This window comes from Chelativorans sp. YIM 93263 (assembly GCF_028767125.1).
Classification (GTDB): domain Bacteria; phylum Pseudomonadota; class Alphaproteobacteria; order Rhizobiales; family Rhizobiaceae; genus Chelativorans.
Map to the genome: position 1 here is coordinate 77,539 of NZ_JAKCWP010000002.1, position 22,645 is coordinate 100,183.

General features: G+C 57.2%; 18 protein-coding genes and 1 tRNA gene. 6 read left to right on the top strand and 13 right to left on the bottom strand.

The genetic code is table 11. The features are described 5' to 3' along the window. Positions 1–38: 38 nt before the first annotated feature. From sufA to LY631_RS04645, 7 genes are all read right to left on the bottom strand, one after another. A complete protein-coding gene (sufA, locus tag LY631_RS04615) occupies positions 39–416 on the bottom strand; it encodes a Fe-S cluster assembly scaffold SufA (protein ID WP_274423963.1) in 378 nt (125 codons plus the stop codon). A 90-nt stretch (positions 417–506) separates the two neighbouring features. Beyond that, positions 507–899 carry an SUF system Fe-S cluster assembly protein gene (locus tag LY631_RS04620; RefSeq protein WP_274423964.1) on the bottom strand — a complete coding sequence of 131 codons (393 nt, stop codon included), beginning with the start codon at positions 897–899 and terminating at the stop codon, positions 507–509. Between the two features lie 4 nt (positions 900–903). After that, a complete protein-coding gene (locus LY631_RS04625; RefSeq protein WP_274423965.1) occupies positions 904–2,145 on the bottom strand; it encodes a cysteine desulfurase in 1,242 nt (413 codons plus the stop codon). A gap of 47 nt (positions 2,146–2,192) precedes the next feature. Further along, on the bottom strand, positions 2,193–3,458 hold the full coding sequence (sufD, locus tag LY631_RS04630; RefSeq protein WP_274423966.1) for a Fe-S cluster assembly protein SufD: 1,266 nt from the start codon (positions 3,456–3,458) through the stop codon (positions 2,193–2,195). Between the two features lie 9 nt (positions 3,459–3,467). Next, positions 3,468–4,223, bottom strand: coding sequence for a Fe-S cluster assembly ATPase SufC (gene sufC, locus LY631_RS04635; RefSeq protein WP_274423967.1), 756 nt, complete (start codon positions 4,221–4,223; stop codon positions 3,468–3,470). 27 nt (positions 4,224–4,250) lie between these two features. Then, positions 4,251–5,774, bottom strand: a complete 1,524-nt coding sequence (gene sufB / locus LY631_RS04640) for a Fe-S cluster assembly protein SufB (RefSeq protein ID WP_274423968.1) — start codon at positions 5,772–5,774, stop codon at positions 4,251–4,253. A 155-nt stretch (positions 5,775–5,929) separates the two neighbouring features. Continuing rightward, positions 5,930–7,090: a cysteine desulfurase family protein gene (locus LY631_RS04645; protein WP_274423969.1), complete on the bottom strand. Its 1,161-nt coding sequence runs from the start codon at positions 7,088–7,090 to the stop codon at positions 5,930–5,932. A 209-nt stretch (positions 7,091–7,299) separates the two neighbouring features. Here LY631_RS04645 and LY631_RS04650 point away from each other — a divergent pair, with 209 nt between their 5' ends. Further along, positions 7,300–7,974 (top strand): alpha/beta hydrolase, encoded by a 675-nt coding sequence (locus tag LY631_RS04650; RefSeq protein ID WP_274423970.1) that lies wholly within the window; start codon positions 7,300–7,302, stop codon positions 7,972–7,974. A 134-nt stretch (positions 7,975–8,108) separates the two neighbouring features. Next, positions 8,109–9,362 (top strand): tyrosine--tRNA ligase, encoded by a 1,254-nt coding sequence (tyrS, locus tag LY631_RS04655; RefSeq protein WP_274423971.1) that lies wholly within the window; start codon positions 8,109–8,111, stop codon positions 9,360–9,362. A gap of 5 nt (positions 9,363–9,367) precedes the next feature. On the opposite strand, the gene LY631_RS04660 is transcribed toward tyrS, so the two are convergent. Then, positions 9,368–12,685, bottom strand: coding sequence for a YhdP family protein (locus LY631_RS04660; RefSeq protein ID WP_274423972.1), 3,318 nt, complete (start codon positions 12,683–12,685; stop codon positions 9,368–9,370). Positions 12,686–12,822: 137 nt separating this feature from the next. Here LY631_RS04660 and bcp point away from each other — a divergent pair, with 137 nt between their 5' ends. Continuing rightward, positions 12,823–13,290, top strand: coding sequence for a thioredoxin-dependent thiol peroxidase (bcp, locus tag LY631_RS04665; RefSeq protein ID WP_274423973.1), 468 nt, complete (start codon positions 12,823–12,825; stop codon positions 13,288–13,290). 177 nt (positions 13,291–13,467) lie between these two features. Beyond that, on the top strand, positions 13,468–14,625 hold the full coding sequence (locus LY631_RS04670) for a M23 family metallopeptidase (protein WP_274423974.1): 1,158 nt from the start codon (positions 13,468–13,470) through the stop codon (positions 14,623–14,625). Positions 14,626–14,694: 69 nt separating this feature from the next. Here the strand turns inward: LY631_RS04670 and tig are convergent, their stop codons facing one another. Together tig and LY631_RS04680 are read right to left on the bottom strand one after the other, a co-directional pair. Next, on the bottom strand, positions 14,695–16,122 hold the full coding sequence (tig, locus tag LY631_RS04675; protein WP_274423975.1) for a trigger factor: 1,428 nt from the start codon (positions 16,120–16,122) through the stop codon (positions 14,695–14,697). Between the two features lie 76 nt (positions 16,123–16,198). Then, positions 16,199–16,283 (bottom strand) — tRNA-Leu (locus LY631_RS04680). 194 nt (positions 16,284–16,477) lie between these two features. On the opposite strand from LY631_RS04680, the gene ku (LY631_RS04685) reads away from it, so the two are divergent. Then, positions 16,478–17,290: a non-homologous end joining protein Ku gene (gene ku, locus LY631_RS04685; RefSeq protein ID WP_274423976.1), complete on the top strand. Its 813-nt coding sequence runs from the start codon at positions 16,478–16,480 to the stop codon at positions 17,288–17,290. A 13-nt stretch (positions 17,291–17,303) separates the two neighbouring features. Here ku (LY631_RS04685) and ligD read toward each other — a convergent pair whose 3' ends face one another. Both ligD and ku (LY631_RS04695) read right to left on the bottom strand, forming a co-directional pair. Beyond that, the gene (ligD, locus tag LY631_RS04690; protein ID WP_274423977.1) at positions 17,304–19,778 is read right to left on the bottom strand and encodes a DNA ligase D; all 2,475 of its coding nucleotides are present in this window, start codon (positions 19,776–19,778) and stop codon (positions 17,304–17,306) included. Further along, the gene (gene ku, locus LY631_RS04695) at positions 19,778–20,629 is read right to left on the bottom strand and encodes a non-homologous end joining protein Ku (protein WP_274424443.1); all 852 of its coding nucleotides are present in this window, start codon (positions 20,627–20,629) and stop codon (positions 19,778–19,780) included. The genes ligD and ku (LY631_RS04695) overlap by 1 nt, the downstream gene beginning before the upstream one ends. Before the next feature lie 438 nt (positions 20,630–21,067). Between ku (LY631_RS04695) and LY631_RS04700 the strand changes: the two genes are divergently transcribed. After that, positions 21,068–21,292 carry a hypothetical protein gene (locus LY631_RS04700; RefSeq protein ID WP_274423978.1) on the top strand — a complete coding sequence of 75 codons (225 nt, stop codon included), beginning with the start codon at positions 21,068–21,070 and terminating at the stop codon, positions 21,290–21,292. Positions 21,293–21,544: 252 nt separating this feature from the next. Here LY631_RS04700 and LY631_RS04705 read toward each other — a convergent pair whose 3' ends face one another. After that, positions 21,545–22,627 carry a BMP family ABC transporter substrate-binding protein gene (locus tag LY631_RS04705; RefSeq protein WP_274423979.1) on the bottom strand — a complete coding sequence of 361 codons (1,083 nt, stop codon included), beginning with the start codon at positions 22,625–22,627 and terminating at the stop codon, positions 21,545–21,547. Positions 22,628–22,645: the final 18 nt, after the last annotated feature.

Below are 22,645 nucleotides of genomic sequence, written 5' to 3' on the forward strand. Positions count from 1 at the left end.
ATCCTCTATGGAGCCAGCCCTGCGTGACAGCCTTCCGGTCAGGCCGCTCCGCGCGCTTCGGCGAGCGCTTTCAAATCCGCAGGCTTGAGCTCGACGGACTCCCCGCAGCCACAGGCGGAACTCTGGTTAGGATTGTTGAACGTGAACCCGGTCCTGATCCGAGTGACCTCAAAATCCATTTCCGTGCCGAGAAGGAAAAGTGCAGCCTCCGGAGCGACGTAGACGCTCGCGCCGTCATATTCCACGTGATCGTCTTTGGGATCGGGCTCGGTGACCAGATCCACGGTATACTCCATCCCGGCGCAACCACCCTTTTTGATGCCCACGCGAATTCCTTTGGCGCCCTCACGCCCGCCGACGATTTCGCGCACCCGCGCCGCGGCGGCATCGGTCATTGTAATGACTTGAAATCCCATTGGTATCTCCGTTCACAGCGAGGTTAAGGCTCGCGGAAAGGTAATCTTTTCAAGATGGGTCGCAGGAATGCCATTTGCAAGGCATGGAATTCAATACCACCCGATGGCGACCTGAGCCTCCTCGGACATGCGATCCGGCGTCCATGGCGGGTCGAAAACCATACTGACCTCGACATTACCGACACCCTCGACCGAGCTCACCGCATTTTCAACCCAGCCCGGCATTTCGCCGGCGACCGGGCAGCCCGGCGCTGTCAACGTCATGTCGATCTTCACCGATCGATCATCCTCTATGTCGATCTTGTAGATGAGACCCAGTTCATAAATATCCGCCGGAATCTCGGGATCGTAAACCGTCTTGAGCGCGCCGACGATGTCATCCGTCATACGCGCGAGATCATCCTGCGAAATGGCTGAAGCAGTCAGCGCCTTCTCTTCCGCTGCCTCACCTTCCACTTCTGGTTTTTGACTGGTATCGGTCATGGCCTCACCCGAAAAATCTACGTGCCTTCTCCAGCGCTTCGGCCAGCGCATCCACTTCGTCTCGCGTGTTATAAAGGCCGAATGATGCACGACATGTGGAGGTTACACCGAAGCGCTGCAAGAGCGGTTGCGCACAATGGGTTCCAGCGCGCACCGCGACGCCTGAGCGATCGATGACCATCGAAATATCGTGAGCATGGATTCCTTCAAGCTCGAAGGACAGGATCGCCCCCTTTCCCGGCGCCGTTCCGAAGATGCGAAGAGAGTTGATCTTGCTTAATTGTTCATGCGCGTATCTCGCTAGATCCGCCTCGTGCGCAGCGATACTCTCCCGCCCGATCTTCTGGATATATTCCAGCGCGGCACCAAGGCCGATTGCCTGCACAATGGGCGGCGTGCCTGCCTCGAATCGATGCGGGGGATCGTTGTATGTCACGTTATCCAGGGTGACATCCTCGATCATCTCGCCGCCGCCCTGGAACGGGTGCATCTCCTCAAGAATCTCACGCCGGCCGTAAAGGACACCGATTCCCGACGGGCCGTAGAGCTTATGCCCCGTGCAAACATAGAAATCACACCCGAGCGCCTGTACATCGACAGGCAGGTGGACCGCACCTTGGCTACCGTCGACCAGCACCGGAATACCCCGGGCATGGGCGATGCGCACGATCTCGGCAATCGGAGCCACCGTGCCGAGCACGTTTGACATGTGCGTGATCGCGACAAGCTTAGTACGTTCGGTGAGGCATTTTTCAAACTCATCGAGTTGGAACGCGCCCTCATCGTCCACCGGAGCCCAGACGAGCTTCGCCCCCTGTCTTTCGCGCAGGAGGTGCCAAGGCACGATGTTGGAATGGTGCTCCATCACCGACAGGACGATCTCATCGTCCTCCCCGATCCGCGGCATTGCATAGCCATAAGCAACCGTGTTGATCGCCTCGGTTGCCGATTTAGTGAAGACAATCTGCTCAGTGCTCGGCGCGTTTAAAAAGCCGCGAACAGTCTCACGCGCTTTCTCGTAGGCCTCGGTGGCGGCGTTGGAGAGGAAATGAAGGCCACGATGCACGTTCGCATATTCCTGGGAATAGGCGTGGGTAACCGTATCGATCACCGCCTGTGGTTTTTGCGCGGAAGCGGCATTGTCGAGATAGATCAGCTTCTTTCCATGAACCTCACGCGCAAGGATCGGAAAGTCGCGGCGAACCGCCTCGACATCGTAGCTGTTGTTCTCGACCTTTTGGTCCATATCCGCTCCGCTTTCTGGGTACCCGGCCCGGTGGGTGACCAAATCCCTCACCCGTGCTCGGCAAACCAGGCATCAAGCCGGGCTTCAAGCGCTTCAACCACCGCTTCGTTTTCGAGCTCCTCGATCACCTCGGCCACAAACGCCTTCACCAGAAGGCCGCGTGCCGTCTTCTCGTCGATCCCGCGCGCCATCAGGTAAAACAAATGATCCTGTTCAATCTCCGTCACGGTCGCGCCGTGCCCGCAGGCCACATCGTCCGCAAAGATTTCAAGCTCGGGCTTGGCGGAAAAGCTGCCCTCATCAGAAAGAAGCAGCGTGTTGCACGACATTTTCGCATCTGTTTTCTGCGCGTCGCGCGCAACCCGAATCTGCCCCTGAAAAACACCCTCGGCCTTATCGGTCACTACGTTCCGAAGAATTTCGGTCGAAGCCGTCGCCGGTGCAGCATGATCAAGGATCATCGTGACATCACAGTGGGTCTGACCAGACAGGAGATTGACGCCGCGGAGCCGGAATTCCGAGCCCTCGCCTTCTGCGACCACGCGAACTTCCTGGCGCGTCAATTTCGCACCGATATTCATCACGAAAAGCGTCAGCTTGGCATTCTTGCCAATACGAACGTTAATCTGCCCGAGATGGCTGGCGCCCTCCGGCTGGTCCTGCACGATCAACCAAAGCACATCCGCGCCGTCGCCCACCTCAAGATGACTGACGGAGGACACAAGGGCGTCGGCGTCGCCCATCTGTCGCTCGATCACCGTCGCGTTCGCCCCCTCGCCTACGCGAGCGGCAAAGCGCGTATGGACCTGTCCGCCAGCTTGGACATTTTGCAGTTCGACCGGGATGTCGAGCCTGGCGCCGGCGGGAATATCCAGCGCGAACCCGTCGGCGGCGAAGGCAGAATTGATCGCTGAAACCGTGTCGTCCTTATCGACAGGTCCGAGCAATGGTGCCAGGCTCCCGTCAGCCAGCTTGTCCGCCACGGAACTCAGTGCGAAGCCTTCGGGTGCCTTCACCGCCCCCGCCACGCCGTTCAGCACCGGCAGGACCGTCGAACCGGCGATCAAAGGCTCTTTCTGGCTTGCAGTCGCCGTCGGGTCGAAGGCCGGAACGGAGGACAGAAGCCGGCGCAGGTCGGTGTAGTGCCATGCTTCCACCTTGCGACTGGGCAGGCCCTGTTCCAGGAGCCGAGCGGCTTGATTGCGCTTTTCTGCAACGCTGGCACTACCCGGCAGAGAGGTCCCGCGTTCGGCAAAGGCCTCGATCAAGGCATCCTCGGCGGCGGTACGCTTTATTTGCGTCTGAACATTCATCGCCAATCCTCAAGCCGCTTCGCCGACAAGCCCGGCATAACCGTTCTTCTCGAGCTCTTGGGCCAGCTCCTTCTCGCCTGACTTAATGACGCGGCCTTTGTAGAGCACGTGCACAGAATCCGGCACGATATAGTCGAGCAGGCGCTGATAGTGCGTGATAACCACAACGGACCGATCCGGCGAGCGCAGGGCGTTGACCCCATCAGAGACGATTTTCAGAGCATCGATATCGAGGCCGGAATCTGTCTCGTCCAACACGCAGAGCGCCGGTTCCAGCAGCTTCATCTGCAGAATTTCTGCCCGCTTCTTCTCGCCGCCGGAAAAGCCGACGTTAAGCGGGCGCTTCAACATGCTCATATCCATGTCGAGCTCATCGGCGGCTGCGCGCACGCGCTTCATGAGTTCCGGTATTTTCAACTCATCCAGCCCTCGTGCCTTGCGCTGCGCGTTCATGGCGACCTTCAGGAACTCCATTGTGGCAACGCCCGGGATCTCCATCGGATACTGAAAAGCCAGGAAAAGGCCTGCGGCAGCACGCTCGGCCGGATCCATTTCAAGGATGGATTCGCCGTTAAACAGGATGTCGCCTTCGGTGACCTCATAATCCTCGCGCCCGGCAAGCACGTAGGACAGAGTCGACTTTCCAGAGCCGTTGGGCCCCATGATAGCGGTCATTTCGCCGGGTTTCACCGAAAGATTCACCCCACGCAGAATTTCCGTACCATCCTCGGCAATGCGGGCGTGCAGATTCTTAATTTCGAGCATTCTTGGTGTCCTAAACTGTGTGTCGGTTTAGCCGACCGAGCCTTCAAGCGAGATATTGATGAGTTTCTGCGCCTCGACGGCAAACTCCATCGGAAGCTCCTGGATGACATCCTTGACGAAGCCGTTGACGATCAGTGCGATAGCTTCTTCCTCCGGGATGCCGCGTTGCATCACATAGAAGAGCTGGTCCTCGGATATCTTAGACGTCGTCGCCTCGTGTTCAAACTGCGCCGTGGCATTCTTCGCCTCAATGTAGGGCACCGTGTGCGCACCACAATCATTGCCGATCAGCAGGCTATCGCACTGCGTGAAATTGCGCGCATTGGCCGCCTTGCGGTGGGCGGAAACCTGACCACGATAGGTGTTGTTGGAATTTCCGGCAGAAATACCCTTCGAGATAATCCGGCTTGAAGTGTTCTTACCCAGATGGATCATCTTCGTCCCGGAGTCGATCTGCTGATAGCCGTTCGAGACGGCAATCGAGTAGAACTCACCGCGGGAATTGTCGCCGCGCAGCAGGCAGGACGGGTATTTCCAGGTAATTGCCGAACCGGTCTCCACCTGCGTCCAGGAAATCTTGGAGTTCTTGCCGCGGCAATCGCCACGCTTGGTGACGAAGTTATAGATGCCGCCCTTCCCTTGCGCATCACCGGGATACCAGTTCTGGACCGTGGAGTACTTGATCTCCGCGTCGTCGAGGGCGATCAGTTCGACTACCGCCGCGTGAAGCTGGTTCTCGTCACGCTGAGGCGCGGTGCAGCCTTCCAGATAGGAGACATAAGCACCCTCTTCCGCGATGATCAGCGTACGCTCGAACTGCCCTGTATTCCGCTCGTTGATGCGGAAATAGGTCGAAAGCTCCATCGGGCAGCGCACGCCTTTAGGCACGAACACGAAAGACCCGTCCGTGAACACGGCGGAATTGAGCGTGGCATAGAAATTGTCTGTCGGGGGGACCACCGAACCCAAATACTTACGCACCAGTTCCGGATGGTCGCGGATCGCCTCGGAGATCGAGCAGAAGATGACGCCGGCCTTGGCCAGCTCTTTCTTGAAGGTCGTGACGACGGAAACCGAATCGAACACCGCATCAACAGCGACCCGGCCCGACTGGTAGACGTTGTCATCCGCCTCGCCATCGACCTGACTGGGCTCGTCGACTTTGCGCACGCCGGCCAGAATCTCCTGTTCCTTCAGCGGAATACCGAGCTTTTCGTAGGTGCGTAGAAGCTCAGGGTCGACCTCCTCAAGCGAACTCGGTCCTGTCTGGTTCTTGGGTGCGGAGTAATAGTGAAGGTCCTGGAAATCGATCTTTGGATAGTTAACGCGGGCCCAGCTTGGCTCCTGCATGGTGAGCCAACGGCGATAGGCGTTGAGGCGCCACTCCGTCATCCATTCCGGCTCGCCCTTTTTCGCCGAGATGAAACGGATAATATCTTCATTCAGACCTTTCGGAGCCTTGTCGCTCTCGATAAGCGTCTCGAATCCATATTTGTACTGGTCAACATCGATCAAACGGACCTGATCGATCGTCTCCTGCACTGCAGGCATTGGCGTTCTCCATCGGGACCGGGGTCAAGACCCGGTCGTTTTCCCGTTTAGCTAACTTGTGCCCAATTTAGTGATTGCGCACCTCGAATTCATCCGCATCGCGATAAAATATGTCTCTTTTACTCCAATTTTACGCAACCGTTAGAGTCGGAAATTCATGCGGCGGCATTGGTTGTCCTCCGTTTAGTAGCGATTTTCTGTAGCGCGGCCCGAAATCGCTGAATGTCCTCATCTTCTGTCTCCACTCCAATGGAGACACGCAGCGCCCCCGCCTGCTCGCCATAGTCCATGGCTTGAAGCACATGGCTAGGACCTACCTTGCCGGATGAACAGGCCGAGCCTGCTGAAAGCGCGATCCCGTTGAGATCAAATGCGATCTGCGCGGTTTCAGCTTTCATGCCTGGAATGGAGAAGAGAACCGTGTTTGCAAGCCGCTCCGAATTTTGCCCGTATATCAGAGCGCCTGGAACCAGCTCCAAAACAGCCTTCTCGATTTCCTCGCGCCGGGAACGAACAGCCTCCATATGGTTCAGACTGAAAAGTGCTTGCCGCGTTGCGGCTCCAAAACCGGCGATACCCGGAACGTTCTCCGTGCCGGCCCGATGCCCTTTTTCCTGGCCACCGCCCTTCACGAGCGCCGTGGGCATCATCAGATCGGCGCCTCCAACCAGCGCGCCAACACCCTTAGGGCCGCCGAGTTTATGGGATGAAAGGATGAGAAAGTCCGTACATGTCTTTGATATGTCTAATTGAACTCTTCCCGCAGCTTGTACTGCATCAATAATCGTCACGCCGCCCGCCTTCTTCACTAGCCGGCCGACATCTTCGACGGGCTGAATGACGCCGGTCTCGTTGTTTGCCGCGTGAACCGCAACGAGCGGCTGGCCTTCCGTCCTGTCATGGGCATCAAGCGCGCGCTCTAATGCCGCCAGATCGACAAGTCCGTCCTGCGTGACCCCTATTCGCTCTACAGACTCCGGCGAAAAGCGCCCGCCGCCCAGAAGACACGGATGATCGGCCGCACTGACATAAACACGACTGAAGCGCAGTGGTGCCCTGCCCATCGTCCATTCAGGCGTCAGCAACATGCTGGCTGCCTCGGTAGCGCCGGAAGTGAAGACTACATGCTCGGACCGACCATTGACGAGCTCTGCCACATCACGCCTTGCGTCCTCGACGATTCGGCGCGCAGCGCGCCCTTCCGCGTGCACGGACGAGGGGTTTGCCGCCCCCAGTGCATCAAGCATGGCCTCCCGTGCAGCCGACAGAAGCGGCGCCGTGGCATTATAATCCAGATAGATGCGCTGTGCTGCCATATCAATCCGTGGCCGCCCGTGCCGATTGTGTCATCCAGATGGCGTTATTTCCTTGAATTCTCAAGGCAAGTCGTCCTATTTACCCGGCTTGCCGTGGGTGGTTGCCATCCTAGTTTTGAACGGTTCTAAACTAGCTTCTATGGAGGCACAGGCGTCACGTCAAGACCGCGCTGTTTGTGTGGCCTTGATCCGGTCTAGTTGGAGTTGAAATGCCCGAGGTTATCTTTACCGGTCCTGCCGGCCGTATCGAAGGCCGCTATCAGCCGTCGAAAGAGAAAAACGCGCCGATCGCGCTCATTCTGCATCCGCATCCGCAGTTCGGCGGCACGATGAACAACAAGATCATCTACGATCTTTTTTATATGTTCCAGAGCCGGGGCTTCACGACCCTGCGTTTTAATTTCCGGGGCATCGGGCGAAGCCAGGGCGAATTCGACCACGGGGCTGGCGAGCTTTCAGACGCCGCCGCCGCGCTCGATTGGGTACAGTCCATGCACGCTGACTCGAAGAGCTGCTGGATCGCTGGATATTCCTTCGGCGCCTGGATTGGCATGCAGCTCCTGATGCGTCGGCCCGAGATCGAGGGCTTTATCTCGATTTCTCCACAGCCAAACGTCTATGACTTTTCTTTTCTTGCGCCCTGCCCTTCCTCTGGACTGATCATTCATGGCGGGGCCGATAAGGTGGCGCCGCCAGCGGATGTTCAGGGCCTTGTGGACAAGCTGCAGTCGCAGAAGGGAATCACGATCACACAGAAGACGCTTCCCGAAGCAAACCACTTTTATTCGAACACCGCAGACGAACTGATTGAGGAGTGCACCGACTATCTCGACCGCCGTCTGAAGGGTGAACTCACAGAAACACGGCCGAAGCGCATTCGCTAACTCACTCCCCACTGCCGGTCGTGTTATTGCAATAGCATTTCCGGGGTGGGCGAACGTCGTATTCTTGTGCCCGCCGGGAAAGTGGTGCTAAACGCCAAATTCCGTTCTTCTTCCTGTCCACCGGATTGTGGAAAATGCCCGAGTTCAAGTCCGATTTCCTGCGCGTCCTTTCCGAGCGTGGCTTCATTCACCAGACCTCCGATGACGCCGGGTTGGATGAGATCTTTTCGCGCGAGACCGTCACTGCCTATGCCGGCTTTGATCCGACGGCTGCCAGCCTCCATGTCGGGCACCTCACGCTCATCATGATGCTTTATTGGCTGCAGCAGACCGGCCACAAACCAATCGTGCTGATGGGTGGCGGGACCGGAATGATCGGGGACCCCTCATTCAAGGACGAAGCGCGCAAGCTGATGACGCCGGACGTCATCAACGAGAACGTGAGTAAGCTGAAAACATCGTTCACCCGATACCTTGAATTCGGCGATGGGCCGCGCGATGCGGCCATGGTTGATAATGCGGAATGGTTGCTCCAGCTTAATTACGTTCAGTTCCTGCGCGATGTCGGTCGGCATTTCTCCGTAAACCGGATGCTCTCTTTCGACTCGGTCAAAACACGTCTCGACCGGGATCAGTCGCTCTCCTTCCTCGAATTCAATTACATGATCCTTCAGGCTTACGATTTTGTAGAACTCTATCGGCGCTATGGTTGCACGGTGCAGATGGGCGGCTCCGACCAGTGGGGCAATATTGTCAACGGTATCGATCTCGGCCGCCGCATGGATGAAGCGGAGCTTTTTGCACTTACTCTTCCTCTGCTCACCACCTCATCCGGTGCAAAAATGGGTAAGACAGCCTCCGGCGCGGTCTGGCTCAGCGAAGAGATGTTGAGCAGCTACGATTTCTGGCAGTATTGGCGCAATACGGAAGATGCCGATGTTGGCCGTTTCCTGCGTCTGTACACGACGCTACCGATGGACGAGATCGCACGGCTCGAATCGCTCGACGGGTCCGAGATCAACGAGGCGAAGAAGGTCCTTGCGACAGAAGTGACTGCCATGCTGCATGGGCGCGAAGCGGCGGAAACCGCGGCGGAAACCGCGCGAAAGACCTTTGAAGAAGGCGCACTGGCCGAAAGTCTACCGACCGTTTCCGTGAACCGCTCTGAGTTAGCGGAGGGCGTGGGACTGCTCAGTCTCTTTGTAACGGCCGGCTTGACCACGTCCAACGGCGAGACACGTCGCCACGTTCGCGGCGGTGCAGTACGGGTAAATGATGAGACCGTGTCTGACGACAGGCGCAGAGTGACGGAGGAAGACCTGACCTCGGACGGTGTCGTGAAGCTCTCGCTCGGCAAGAAAAAGCACGTTCTCGTGCGTCCGGAATAACGGGATCACCGGTATTCGAAAATCTGGCGAAATACGCCGGGTGCTATCGCGGAAATAGGATTCACATTCAGTGTCGGATCACTGAACTTGCCGCTCAACCGATACGTGATGCCGATAAGCCCCCCGTCCTGACCATTGCCAAGGATCTGCCCGATAATCGGTATTTCACCGAATATTCGATTAAAACCATAGAAGGGCATGAACGTACCCGTCAGAGAGATATTGCCACTGGCGTCGTGCAAAACTCCCTGGAAGGTAGATCCCATAAGCGGCCCGCGCAGGACACCGTCCGCGATCTGTACCCCGCCCCTGTTCATGGAAATTTCAGCGGTGCCGGTGTCGAAGAAAACGCGAGATGTATCAACCTCGCCAGCGCTGGTCCTGCCTCTGCTCGAGGATGACACGAGGAAGTCGAGTTGGGGCTCATCGACTACGTAGAAATCACGCATATCGATTTTCCCTGACAATCCACTTCCGGCACCGGTCAAAGTTGCGGAGAGCTGTCCTCTGTCGACTTGCCCATATATGTCGAGAAACGCCAGCACCGCACCGGCATTACTGGTCGATGCACGCACAATGGTTCGGCTCGATACCTCGGTTTTTTCGAAACTGAACGAACCGAAGTCTGGTGTAGCCGCTTTCCCTGAAAACCCATCTGTCCCGTCCCCGAAGGAACCCTGGAACTCCACCTGCTCCAGAATCCGATCATTATGTCCGACTACGCGACTGAACTGTGCATCCAGGCGAACAGAATAATTCGCCGCCGGCCCGCCAGAGCCTTGTCGACCCTCATCGAGAATATCCTCGATGACCGTGCGTGCGTCGAGAGTTGAGCCACGTACCGCAACCGAATACGCGCCTTCGGCATCGGTGCGTATGCTTGCGGTAAAATCGTCATTGCGACTCAATTGCACCCGGTCGAGGTCGGCCTCTTGAAGGCGCCCTCGGGAGAAGCGCATCGTTCCACTTATGAGCAGATCCTCGCCAGTCAGCGCGAACTGGGAAATCTGAACCGCTTCTCCATCCTGCTCCATAAAGAAGGTCGCCGCGGCCGGAATCCCTGGCGGCTTCTCCCAGCGTATCCAGGGGATAGTCAGGCGCGCATCGTCCAGGACGACTGTTAGTCGTTTGCGCCCGCCGGTCAGCTCCTGATACTCGACCGTGAATGGTCCGGAGACAAATTGGCCCAATCCGGGGGCAACATCCTCCCGAGAGGTATCATTCACTTGCAGTTCGATATCACGAACACGTTCAATTCTCGATTCGCCGAACGGCTCGACCAGCTGTATCGCGGCCGGAACTCCGTTCAGTCGGGCGTTTGCCGCGATTTCGGCCCTGTCCGGTTCAACGAGCAAGGATCCGAAAGCGTCGCTGACCTCCTGCCCATTCACCGGCTGTGCAATGGCCAGATTTTCGTATCGAAGGTCGACCCTCCAGTCGAGGTCGGCTACCGGGATGCCGTCTTGCAGGGGGATATCGGCGCGGATGTGACCGGAAGCATTCCCCGAGAGTTCGTCGGGTGCGAAATCATAAAAGCGAGAAGCATTGACCGGCTGATAGGCCGCCAGTTGCGAGATAGCTGACGCATCGCCCGACACCCCGATTCGTAGTTGACCAATCCGCGGCTTCAAGTGCGCATCATCAATAGTCAGGCTTCCAGTGCCGACATTAACGACACGGTTGCTCGGCATATAGATCGCTCCTGAAGTCAGCCCGACGTCTACATCCGTTCCGCGGAAGGCAACCCATCCGTTGCCATCGCGCACTGGCGGCATTTCGCCGGCAATATCGAACCGTGTGTCCGCTAAATTGAAGCGGCCGCCGAGTTCTTCACGCGACAAAGGGACGCCGTTACCGAGACGGTCTGGGGGAACACTCAGTTGCAATGTGCTGTCATAGACACGGCCTCCAAACACATGCCGCAAGGTCCAGTTGCGCGCACCCGCTGCAGCAAACCAGGGCCAGAACTGCTTTGCGTGCGCCGTTGGCAAATCAGCAATGTAAACGGAAAGGGCAATACCGGGCGACACGTCCTGGGGCATTGTGATCGCCGCACTGGCTGCAACCTCGCCCGCCGACGTTCGCAAGCTGATTTCCTCCGCTTCCAGCAGGCGTGCTTCAGGTGTGAATTGGCCAGACAGTCGGAAGGCAAAAGGCAATTGGGATTCCGGAGAGTCGATAGGTGCAATGATCGAATCTCGTGAGACCAAATCGAAACGATAACTTGGCGTGCGGTCTCTGTCCGGGCTGATCGTGCCGTGCAATTTCATCACCGAGCGCCCGACTTCGACGGGAGCGACAACGAGTGAGAAGGCTTCGGCCGTTCCTCTGAACGCCAAGCGGGCATGCAGGCTGTCAACGGACATCTCATCTTTGTCGAAGCCAAGCAGAGCTTCTCCAAGCTTCGCATCCACGACGACTGCGGATTCGCCCGCTGCCCCTGCACGGTGCCCAACAATCGAAATATCGACGGCACCCAAAGAACGGATTGTGCCGGATCCACGGGGTTCATTCTCGCCCACCGGGGAAGAAAGTTCGATTGAGAGCTCCCCGCCCCCATCTTCATCCCGCTGCGCGATTCCATCCACATAAATGTGCCGTTCGCCAATGTGGGCCACGCCCTCGGCAATGACATGTTCGTGATCCTGCCGCCGCAGTTCCAGCCGTGAAATAACCAGTTCTGGGCGCTTCTCGCTCAGCACCAACCGAACGTCGGAAAGGTCGACTGCGCGTAAACGGTCGGTAACTGAGAAAATGCGATTTGCCGCACCAAACACCGCATGGCTGGCCTCTTTCGGGGTGGTGACCTCTCGCCCGCCGGGAATCGGCATGCCAGCAGGAAGTACCGCTCCGGCGATACTCAGCCGGGTCAATTCCAACTCACCTTTGAGCAGCGGAAAGGCGCGCAGTCCAAAACGAAGGCGTCCCACGAGCGCCAGCGTATCGCCATTATCTGCTCTGGTGATGCTGACATCGCGAACTTCGAAAGCAAAAAGGCTCGACGTACCAAGACCGAGGTGAACCTCTCCCAGTCCCACGTCTACGTGGAAACCGACGAGATCCGTTATCGTACGCTCTGCATAGAAGCGCAGGCGGTCATTGCCAACAGAGCCCTGCCCCACCACATATAGAGCGGCTGCAAGTAAGCTGATGATAGCAACGGCAACGTAGGCGAACCATAGGAACCCGCGTAAGATCTTCGCCACCCACGATCGTTTTCCGGATACACGCTGGACGCAGCTTGCAGAAGAAAGCCCTTCCGTTGGTGCTGGGTCATGATGCGAGTACCAGTTCCGGTTTTGATCGGAAGGCTCTTGTTTCACGCGTTTCCTATAAATCTCCCGGCCGAGATGGACGAATCCCGGGAAATGATTATATCTGTGCTTCTCACTGAATGGCGCTGGCGCCATAGAAATCCAGCGATTTTATGCCCACCCTAACCGTAAACGAGGGTAAGAAGATGGCTTTTCTCGAGAAAGGCAGCAAAGCACCCGATTTCGAACTACCGAGAGACGGTGGCGGAACATTGCGGCTTTCCGACTTACGCGGCAATCCCGTAGTGCTCTACTTCTACCCCAAAGACGACACCAGCGGCTGCACCTCGCAGGCAATCGATTTTTCCGAGCGCAAATCGGAGTTCGATGCAATGGGCATTGCCGTGGTCGGAATGTCCCCTGACAGTCGTAAAAGCCACGAGAAGTTCAAGGCAAAGCACGGCTTATCTATTGATCTTGTATCCGATCCGGACAAGACGGTACTGCAGGAGTACGGCGTCTGGGTGGAGAAAAGCATGTATGGCCGCAAATACATGGGCGTAGAGCGGAGCACTTTCCTTATTTCCGCGGATGGTACGATTGCCGAAGTCTGGCGCAAGGTGAAGGTGCCTGGGCACGTCGACGCCGTGCTGAAGGCAGCCGAGGCGCTCTAGTCGACAGTTCCTGCTTTTCTTCCCAATATACAAGGCTTCGTTAACCTTAATTTTGTCTAATCATCTCGTGTAGAGTTCCTGGCATCGAGGTGATTTAGTTCCGTGAACCCCGTTTCTACACAGTCATCAAGGAAGAAAGGTGGGCCGTTTACGGTTGTCGTTGCCCGTGGCGACGACATGCGCCATTTCTCCGTCCATCCATGGCTCGTGGTGACAGCGGGCCTTGCCGTTATTGCCGTCAGCATCGGCGTGATCGGCACGACCGGCTATCTCCTGCTTCAGGACAACCATGTTACTGCGGCGGTGGCCCCTGCGCGCGATCATCATCAGCGGCGCATCTACGAAGAACGCATCGCGACACTGCGTGCGCAGATTGACCGTATTACAAGCCAGCAAGTCGTGGCGCGCGAGCGGGTTCATCAAAAGGTGAATGAACTTGTCCTTCGCCAGGAACAACTCGCCCGCCGTTACGCAGAATTCGCGCCGACATTCGACCTGAACGACAAAGCCGGAAACCAGCCGAACATCCCACATCCCTCCCCGCGCCCAGACGTGCCCGTCACCGGTAATGCCTATTCCGCACCAAGCTCCTTATCCATACCCTGGCCGCTGCGGAACGATGACGAGGCTTCTGTTGAACGTTCTGTAGCTGGACAAGACCAAGCATCCTCGATTTCACAGTCCTTGCGCGCTGTAGAAAGACATCAGATCGAAACCCTTCATGCGCTCACCCGGCAAACTTACGAAGCTGCGGGAGCGATTAACGAAGCCCTCGGTCGAGCAGGCGCCATGCTCGATCGGGAAGAGCACCTCGGCGGGCCTTTTATTCCACCGGACGGCAAAACCGCCTTCGCTGAGCAGGTTCATGAGCTCGACGTAGCTCTTGCCTTGCTGGAGGATCTTACGCAGAGGGCCCGTGAACTTCCCCTTTATAATCCTATTAGCGACGCAGCAGTGACCAGCCGCTACGGAATCCGCCGTGATCCTATTCTCGGACGCAAGGCATATCATTCGGGCGTCGATTTCCGCGCACGCGCAGGAACACCTGTGCAGGCGGCTGGGCCGGGCAAGGTTGTCAAGGCCGAGTGGAACGGTGGTTACGGGCGTATGGTCGAGATTGACCATGGGGGCGGCATTGTCACGCGTTACGCTCATCTAAGCGCAATTGAGGTCTCAAAGGGCGCTCGAATAGAGGCGGGAAGCGTTGTCGGGCTTTCAGGTAGCAGCGGACGGTCAACAGGTCCGCATCTTCACTATGAGATCCGAAGGAAGGGCAAGGCAACGGACCCCATGAAATTCATTGAGGCCGGCCGGCGCATCGCTGAATATCTGTAATTCTCACCTACGAACAAAAAGCCCCGGTGCCGAGGACACCGGGGCTTGCTCACCGCATGGATCGGGAAACTACTCTGTTTCGGCTTCCGCCTTCTTGGAAGCCTTTTTCTTTGTAGAGGCCTTTTTCTTTTCCTCGGCCGCCTTTTCTCCGGCCTCGTCCTCATCGTCAGCCAGCAGCTCTTCGCGGCTCACCTTCTTGTCCGTCACCTCCACCTGCGAAAGCAAATGGTCCACCGCCTTCTCCTCAAAGAGCGGTGCACGGACATTGTTGAGCGCCTGCGGATTCTGCCGATAAAAGTCGTAGATCTCCTGCTGCTGATGCTCCGGATAGCGGCGGATCGTATCGATCAGTGCCCGCTGCATCTCTTCGTCGGAGACCTGGACGCCGGCTTCCTCGCCGATCTGGGCTAGAACTAAGCCGAGGCGCACGCGCCGATCGGCGAGTTTCCGATATTCCTCGCGCGCTTCCTCTTCCGTCGTATCCTCGTCCTCGAAGGTGCGACCGGCCTGCTCCAAATCCCGTGTCACCTGAGACCAGATGTTATTGAACTCGGATTCAACGAGCGCTTCCGGCACCTCGAACTTGTACTTCTCGTCGAGAGCATCAAGAAGTTGCCGCTTTGACTTCTGGCGAGTAACCTGCCCAAACTGGTTTTCAAGCTGCCCGCGCACGATCTCGCGCAGTTTGTCAGCGGACTCCAATCCCAGCTTCTTGGCCAGTTCGTCATCGATCTGAAGCTCGTCCGCCTGGGCGACTTCCTTGACGGTGACCTCGAACTCAACCTCTTTGCCTGCAAGATGCGCGGCGGCGTAATCCTCTGGAAAAGTAACTGTGATTGTCTTGGCGTCGCCGGCTTTGCCCCCTACAAGCTGCTCCTCGAAGCCAGGGATGAACTGGCCGTGCCCGATCACCACCTCCGAATCGGTCGCCGACCCGCCCTCAAACGGCTCTCCGTCTAGCTTGCCGACGTAATCCATGGTGACCTTGTCACCGTCTTCCGCCTTACCGTCTTTGGGCTGATAGGTGCGCGTCGAATCCGCGACACGCTTGACCTGCTCTTCAACTTCATCTTCCGGAACGTCGTAGACGGGGCGCGTGATCTTGATGTCCGACACGTCTTTCAACTCGATGGGCGGAAGTATCTCATAGCTCATCGAGAATTCGAAGTTGGCGCCGCCGGCAAGAATCTTCTCGGCCTCTTTCTCATCCTCTGTCATCGAGATTTCTGGCTGCATGGCGGCCTTTTCGCCACGGTCTTCCAATATCGAGCGCGGCGTGTCGGACACGATCTCGTTGACCACCTCGGCCATGAAGGATTTGCCGTAAATGCGGCGCAAATGCTGGATCGGCACCTTGCCAGGGCGAAAACCCTTGAGCCGCACTTTCTTCTTGGCGTCTTCCAGCCGTTCCGCCAGCCGGCTTTCCAGGTCCTCCGCCGGAACGGTGACTTTGATCTCACGCTTAAGACCGGAATTGAGAGTCTCGCTAACCTGCATTCAAAAAACCTTTATGTTCACTCAGCGCCGCACCAGACGGCGTATCACCGTTCACCTGCCAAATCCGGGGGCAACCTGGTGCGGGTGGAGGGATTTGAACCCCCACGGCTTGCGCCACAGGAACCTAAATCCTGCGTGTCTACCAGTTCCACCACACCCGCCTCGGAAGCCTATGCTCCCGAAAGCGCGCGTTCTATATCACTTGGCCATTGACTATCAAAGGGAAATTGCCGCGAAAACCGCCTTTTTCGCCGCACTTTCTTTCAGACAGCTCCCATGCGACCGAGCGGCCGCGTACGATGCGGAACTCGGCGCAGTTGCACCGCGTTGTCAAATCTCTGCCTTGGAGTGCGCAATGGCACCGCGGCCCTATTGGAAAGGGTACCTCAAGCTCTCGCTCGTGACCTGCTCGGTTTCGCTGACGCCGGCAACGACCGAGCGTGAGAAGATGCGCTTCCATACGGTCAATCGCGATACCGGAAACCGCGTGCGCAGTCGGTACGTTGATGCAGAAACAGGTAAGCCGGTTGATGATGACGACGAGATCAGAGGCTACGAGATCGAGGACGGCGAATACGTCACCTTCGAGGACGAGGAACTCCAGGCAGTCAACCTGGAGAGCACGCGAACGATAGATATCGAACAGTTCGTTCCCGCCGAATCGATCGAATGGATCTGGTACGATAAGCCCTATTATCTCATGCCGGATGATGAAGTTGCTCAGGAAGCCTTCGCCGTAATCCGTGAAGCGATGGCTGAGACCGGAACGGTCGGCATTTCGCGGCTTGTCCTTTCCCGTCGCGAAAGGGCAATCATGCTCCAGCCGCGTGTCAAGGGCATCGTTTTGTGGACGCTGCGTTATGGAGACGAGGTTCGCGATCCGCAGGAAGTGTTTGCGGGTCTGGAAGAGAAGAAGACCGAGTCGAGGCTTGTCTCCCTGATAGAGGCGCTCGTCCAGGACCTCACCAAACCGTGGGACCCCGCCATGGTGAATGATCCGGTCCAGAAGCGGCTGCAGGACATCATCCAAAGCAAGCAAAAGAAAACCGGCAAACAGCGCAAGGGTGGTAAGAGAAAGCAGGAGGAACAATCCGCGCCGTCCGCCGAGGTCGTGAGCATCACGGATGCGCTGAGAAAGTCACTCTCGCAGGAAAGAAAGAAGAAATAGGATCGCTTCTCGGTTAGGAGGCCCTCTTGGCTTTCAAGTTAAGAGGCTTCGCCGCCTTCCAGAATTCCTCCCAGGGATCGGTCGTTAGTGCCGCCAACCGCGTAATGGCATTTTCAACGGTATAATAGTCTGAGCCGATCGCCGGGTCCAATTCGTCCCATCCAAGGGGCATCGAGACTGCCGCACCTGGACGCGCGCGTGTCGAATAAGGCGCGACGGCAGTAGCCCCACGACCGTTGCGCAGATAATCTATGAGGATCTTGCCTTTACGCTTTGCCTTAGAAACCGTCGCGACAAACCGCTCTGGGCTATCGGAGGCCATGGAATCAGCGATTTGCTTCGCAAACCCCTTCACCTCGCCCCATGCTGCCCGCGGTTTCAGAGGCGCGACGACATGAAGTCCCTTCCCGCCCGATGTCTTGACGAAACTTGGAAGCCCAGCTTCAGAAAGCCTGTCCCGGACTTCCTCCGCAGCCGCGATAACGTCGCTCCACTCCACACCGGGACCTGGATCCAGGTCCATATTAATGAGGTCCGGCTTCTCCAAATCATCCAAGCGCGCGCCCCAGGGATGGATTTCCAATGCGCCGCCCTGCACGAGGCCGAGCAACCCAGGCAAATCCTCGATCGCGATGATGGTTTCCTCGTCCTCGGGATCCACGGCCTTCAGTATTTCTTTGGATTGCCCACGCCACGCGTGCTTTTGGAAAAAGCACTGACCGTCAACACCACTTGGGCACCGCACCAGCGCCAGGGGACGATCGACAATGAACGGTCCCATGAAGCGCCAGGTTTCAGAATAGTAGTCGGCAAGTCCCTGTTTCGTAACGCCGGCATCTTTCCAATAGATGCGATCCGGATGTGTAAGCCGCACGGCCGGTGGCGCCTTTTCCTTTACACTTTCGCTCGTCTCCCGCCTTACCTCCTTTGGATCGAGATCCTCGCGCAGCCCCCGAAAAGATGCATGGCGTATGTGTTTGTCCGCGGTCCAAGCCCTGAACTCGATCTCGGCAACGAGCTCCGGCCGGACGAAATTGGCTTGCCGGGCTTCATCCGCTGTGAGTTTGGCCGCAAAGGGGCTCTTCTGGGCGCGCATTTTACTGAGGCGCTTGTAGAGGTCCTGCGCGGTCTGATGATTGAAACCGGTTCCCACCCGCCCGGCGTGGACCAGCTTGCCGTCATTGTAATATCCGAGGATCAAGGAGCCGATCATTCGGCTCGAGATAGACGATGGCACGAAACCGGCTACAACGAATTCCTGTCGGTTTGAGCACTTCGACTTGATCCAGCCTTTCCCGCGCCCGGATCGGTACGGCGCATCACGGTCTTTCGAGATGATACCCTCAAGGCTTAACCTGCAAGCGTGCTGTAAAACGAGATCGCCATCCTCCTCAAAATGCTCGCTGTAATGCAGGGCAGACGGTGCATTCTGAAGCAGCTTTTCCAGCACTGACTTGCGCTCGATCTGCGGCAAGGGACGGAGGTCGTAGCCATCCAAGTAAAGCAGGTCAAATATGTAGAACACGAACCGGTCGGTTCGGCCCGCCGACAAATCCGCCTGCAGAGCGGAAAAATCGGACGCGCCACCTGCCGCCTCGACGACTAACTCGCCATCAAGAACCGCCGTGTGCGCCGGAACTGCAGTAAGCGCATCGATGATGGTGTCACCGAACTTATCCGTCCAGTCCAGTCCGCTGCGCGTGAGCAACTGGACCTTGCCGCCACGCAAATGGGCCTGGAGCCGATAACCATCGAACTTGATCTCGTGGAGCCACTTGGTCCCGCGGGGCGGTTTAGGTTTCAATGCGGCAAGCGTGGGCTCGATGAATCCCGGATAGCCGGACTTCTTCGCCCCCTTGGGAATGGAGATTTCATCCGGCCCCTCGATCCGGCCTGTCTTCGACGACCAGCCTGGGGCCTCGCCTGCGACCTCCTCCACCGCCCTGCCCGTTTTCACGGATTCGGGGCGTTCCTTCAATATGTCGGGAGCATCCTCGTCCCGGGCCGCATTGTCTTCGCCCTTTATGAGCAGCCAGTTTTCTCTTTTCTCTCGCGGTTTCTTAGCCATGCGCACGAGATGCCACCGGCCGCTGAGTTTTTCCCCGTGGAGCTCGAAAGTCAGATGCCCTTTCTGATACCCCTTTTCTGGAGCTTCGATTGCCGCCCAGGTTCCACGATCCCAGACGATAACGGACCCACCACCATACTCGCCTTTGGGTATAGTGCCTTCGAAGTCTCCATACTCGAGCGGATGATCCTCGACGTGAACCGCCAGACGTTTCTCGCCGGGCACAAGGCTGGGGCCCTTCGTAACCGCCCAGCTCTTCAGCGCACCGTCCATCTCAAGGCGTAAGTCATAATGCAGGCGACGGGCAGCATGCTTTTGGATAACAAAGCTGTTCCCCTTCGCCGCTTTCTTCCCCTCTTTTCCGCGCGGCTCGGAGGTAGTCTCGAAGTTGCGCTTCTTGCGATAGGCCGTCAGTGCCATCAGCCTGCCTTGCGGCGCTGCCCCGATGCCGCCGCCCCTTTCCGCTTACCGGCCTGGCGTTTTTGTGCCGCCTTGCCGCCGGCCTTGGCACTTTTACGGAGCGCATCCATAAGGTCGACGACTTTGGTTTCCTTCGGCGGCTTGGGCAGTTTGATCTCACGACCTTCCATTTTCGCTCGGACCAGTTCGGCCAAAGCCTGGTCATATCGATCATCAAAGGCGCGAGGGTCGAATTCCCCTTTCTTCGTATCGATAATGTGTTTGGCGAGATCCAGCATCTCGCCTTCGATATTGATCTCGGGGAGTTCGTCGAAAGCTTCGACTGCAGAACGGACTTCATAGTCGAAATTGAGCGTATTCGCGACCAGTCCCGGTCCTTCCGGGCGTAATAGGACGGAGCGCGCCCGTTTAAACAAAACGGCATGGCCGAGCGCTGCAACGTTCTTTCGCCGCATCCCTTCCCGAATTACTGCAAACGAATCCGTGCCGACGGCTCCGGTTGGCGCTATAAAGTACGGCCGGTCGAAATAGACCGTGTCAACTTCGTCGCAGGGAATAAAGCATTCTATGTTTATCGTCTTGTCGTTCTCGGGAACTGCGTCAGCAACCTCCTCCGGCTCCAGTATGATGTAGTGATTGTCGCCAGACTCATATCCTTTGACCTGTTCCTCCCGGTCGACCGCCTTTCCTGTCTCCTCATCAACATATTCCCGGCGAACGCGGTTGCCCGTCTTTCGATTGAGAATGTTGAATGAAACGCGCTTAGACGTTGTGGCGCCCGCATACAGCGCAATCGGAAATGCCAGTTCCGACAGCTTTAGGTGTCCTTTCCAGGTTGCCCGGGGAGCCAAAGACTTCTCCTTCGCTGAAACCAGCTTTAACGCCAGCAAACAGCCGAAGGTTCCCCCTTCTATAGATGCAAGGAGACCGTAACGGGGAGTCTTGGCTTAGGGCCTATGTGGATTGCAAGGAGGGCGCGCCTTCGGAAAGCTCAGGAGTCCCGACATGGTGGTCCCAACGGTTGAGCGGTTCGACCGGCAGGCCGCAAGCATTTCGTCGGGAGGGGGCACGTCGATACACCCGACCTTGACAGGTCTGCGCCAATTGTTACTTGGTATCACACAATTTATTTCGTAAATATATTCGTGATACGAAAACATCGCAAATAATACGTGATTAAACGACAATATTTCGACAAAATTTTACCACGATTTCCGATAATCTTCTGCTCCAGCGAGGGGGCGACAAAGGGCAACCGTATTCGCCCAATTTGAACGGAGATAATCTCAATGAAGTATCTGCTCGCAATCGTCACTGCCGTTGCTCTCGCCGCTCCTGCCTTTGCGCAGGCCCCGGACTTTGCGACTGCTGATGCCGATCAGGATGGCGTCGTGACGTTCGAGGAGCTTCAGGCGGTCATGCCGGACGTGACGCAGGAAAGCTTCGATGAGGCCGACGCTGACACGAGTGGCGATCTTTCCGAAGACGAATTCGCAACCGTCACCGGCATGTAAGCGCGCTTCAGATGAAGGCGGTTATACTTGCATCCTTCTCTGCTCTAGCACTTTTCGCCGTCACGGCATGTGATGGCGGATCCAGTACCCAGACGGGCGGAGTTGAGGAACAGCCGGAGTCGATGACAACGACACCGACGCCGGACACGGGGACCGATACGGCTCAATAGTTTTGAGTTGCCTGTCGAACTCCGCAGTGTTTGACGAGAAGGGGGTGCTTAACACCCCCTTCTTGCTTGGCAAAAGGCAATTCTAGTTGGGCAACTGATTGTCGATTCCCTCAACGTAGAAGTTCATGCCAAGCAATTCTTCATCGGATGCTACTTCACCTTCCGCAAGCCACGCGGAGCCGTCCTGTTTGTTGATCGGCCCGGTGAAGGGATGGAGCTCGCCCGAGCGGATCTTCTCCTCGATATCAGCAGCCATTTCCTTCACGTCCTCAGGCATATTGGTGTAGGGGGCCATAACGACGTGCCCATCGGCAAGGCCGTCCCAAACGTCGACTTGCTCCCATGTCCCATCACGCACCGCTTTGACCCGCTCGATATAATAAGGGCCCCAGTCATCGACGATGGCGGTCAACTGCGTCTCCTTCCCGAACTCGATCATATCCGACGCTTGGCCGAATGCCTTTATCCCGCGTTCCTCCGCCACCTGCATCGGAGCGGTCGAGTCTGTGTGCTGGGTGATGATATCGACACCCTGATCGATCAACGCTTTTGCAGCATCGGATTCCTTGCCGGGATCAAACCACGTGTTGGCCCACACCACCCTGATCTTGAAATCCGGGTCAACAGACTTGGCGCCCAGCATGAATGCGTTGATCCCTCTTACGACTTCCGGAATCGGGAAGGACGCGATGTAGCCGACTTCCCCGGTCTCAGATGTGGCCGCAGCGATCACACCTTGGATGTAGCGCCCCTCATAAAAACGCGAATTGTACGTAGCGACATTGGGATGCTCGCGCTTATAGCCGGTGGCGTGCTCGAACTTGATATCTGGAAAGCGCCCCGCGACCTCATTGGTCGCATCCATATAACCGAAGGAGGTCGTGAAGATAATGTCGCATCCTGAACGGGCAAACCGTTGAAGTGCGCGCTCCGCATCCGCGCCTTCCGGAACGCTTTCCAGGTATGCCGTTTCAACGGCATCTCCCATTTCCTCCTCAAGCTCAAGCACACCCTGATGGTGCTGATAAGTCCAGCCGAAATCGCCTATAGGCCCGACATAGATGAAGCAGGCCTTGGTTGGATCCTCCTGAGCCTGGACAGGTGCCCCGGCACCAACAGCGCCAAGAACGGCCGCTGTGGCCATTGCGGTGAGTGTTCGTTTCATTCTGTTTGCCCTCTCTGT

Bases quoted from the DNA above. Each gene is read 5' to 3' on its own strand.
- sufA (WP_274423963.1), bottom strand. From the start codon at position 416: ATGGGATTTCAAGTCATTACAATGACCGATGCCGCCGCGGCGCGGGTG.
- LY631_RS04620 (WP_274423964.1), bottom strand. From the start codon at position 899: ATGACCGATACCAGTCAAAAACCAGAAGTGGAAGGTGAGGCAGCGGAA.
- LY631_RS04625 (WP_274423965.1), bottom strand. From the start codon at position 2,145: ATGGACCAAAAGGTCGAGAACAACAGCTACGATGTCGAGGCGGTTCGC.
- sufD (WP_274423966.1), bottom strand. From the start codon at position 3,458: ATGAATGTTCAGACGCAAATAAAGCGTACCGCCGCCGAGGATGCCTTG.
- sufC (WP_274423967.1), bottom strand. From the start codon at position 4,223: ATGCTCGAAATTAAGAATCTGCACGCCCGCATTGCCGAGGATGGTACG.
- sufB (WP_274423968.1), bottom strand. From the start codon at position 5,774: ATGCCTGCAGTGCAGGAGACGATCGATCAGGTCCGTTTGATCGATGTT.
- LY631_RS04645 (WP_274423969.1), bottom strand. From the start codon at position 7,090: ATGGCAGCACAGCGCATCTATCTGGATTATAATGCCACGGCGCCGCTT.
- LY631_RS04650 (WP_274423970.1), top strand. From the start codon at position 7,300: ATGCCCGAGGTTATCTTTACCGGTCCTGCCGGCCGTATCGAAGGCCGC.
- tyrS (WP_274423971.1), top strand. From the start codon at position 8,109: ATGCCCGAGTTCAAGTCCGATTTCCTGCGCGTCCTTTCCGAGCGTGGC.
- bcp (WP_274423973.1), top strand. From the start codon at position 12,823: ATGGCTTTTCTCGAGAAAGGCAGCAAAGCACCCGATTTCGAACTACCG.
- LY631_RS04670 (WP_274423974.1), top strand. From the start codon at position 13,468: ATGCGCCATTTCTCCGTCCATCCATGGCTCGTGGTGACAGCGGGCCTT.
- tig (WP_274423975.1), bottom strand. From the start codon at position 16,122: ATGCAGGTTAGCGAGACTCTCAATTCCGGTCTTAAGCGTGAGATCAAA.
- ku (WP_274423976.1), top strand. From the start codon at position 16,478: ATGGCACCGCGGCCCTATTGGAAAGGGTACCTCAAGCTCTCGCTCGTG.
- ligD (WP_274423977.1), bottom strand. From the start codon at position 19,778: ATGGCACTGACGGCCTATCGCAAGAAGCGCAACTTCGAGACTACCTCC.
- LY631_RS04700 (WP_274423978.1), top strand. From the start codon at position 21,068: ATGAAGTATCTGCTCGCAATCGTCACTGCCGTTGCTCTCGCCGCTCCT.
- LY631_RS04705 (WP_274423979.1), bottom strand. From the start codon at position 22,627: ATGAAACGAACACTCACCGCAATGGCCACAGCGGCCGTTCTTGGCGCT.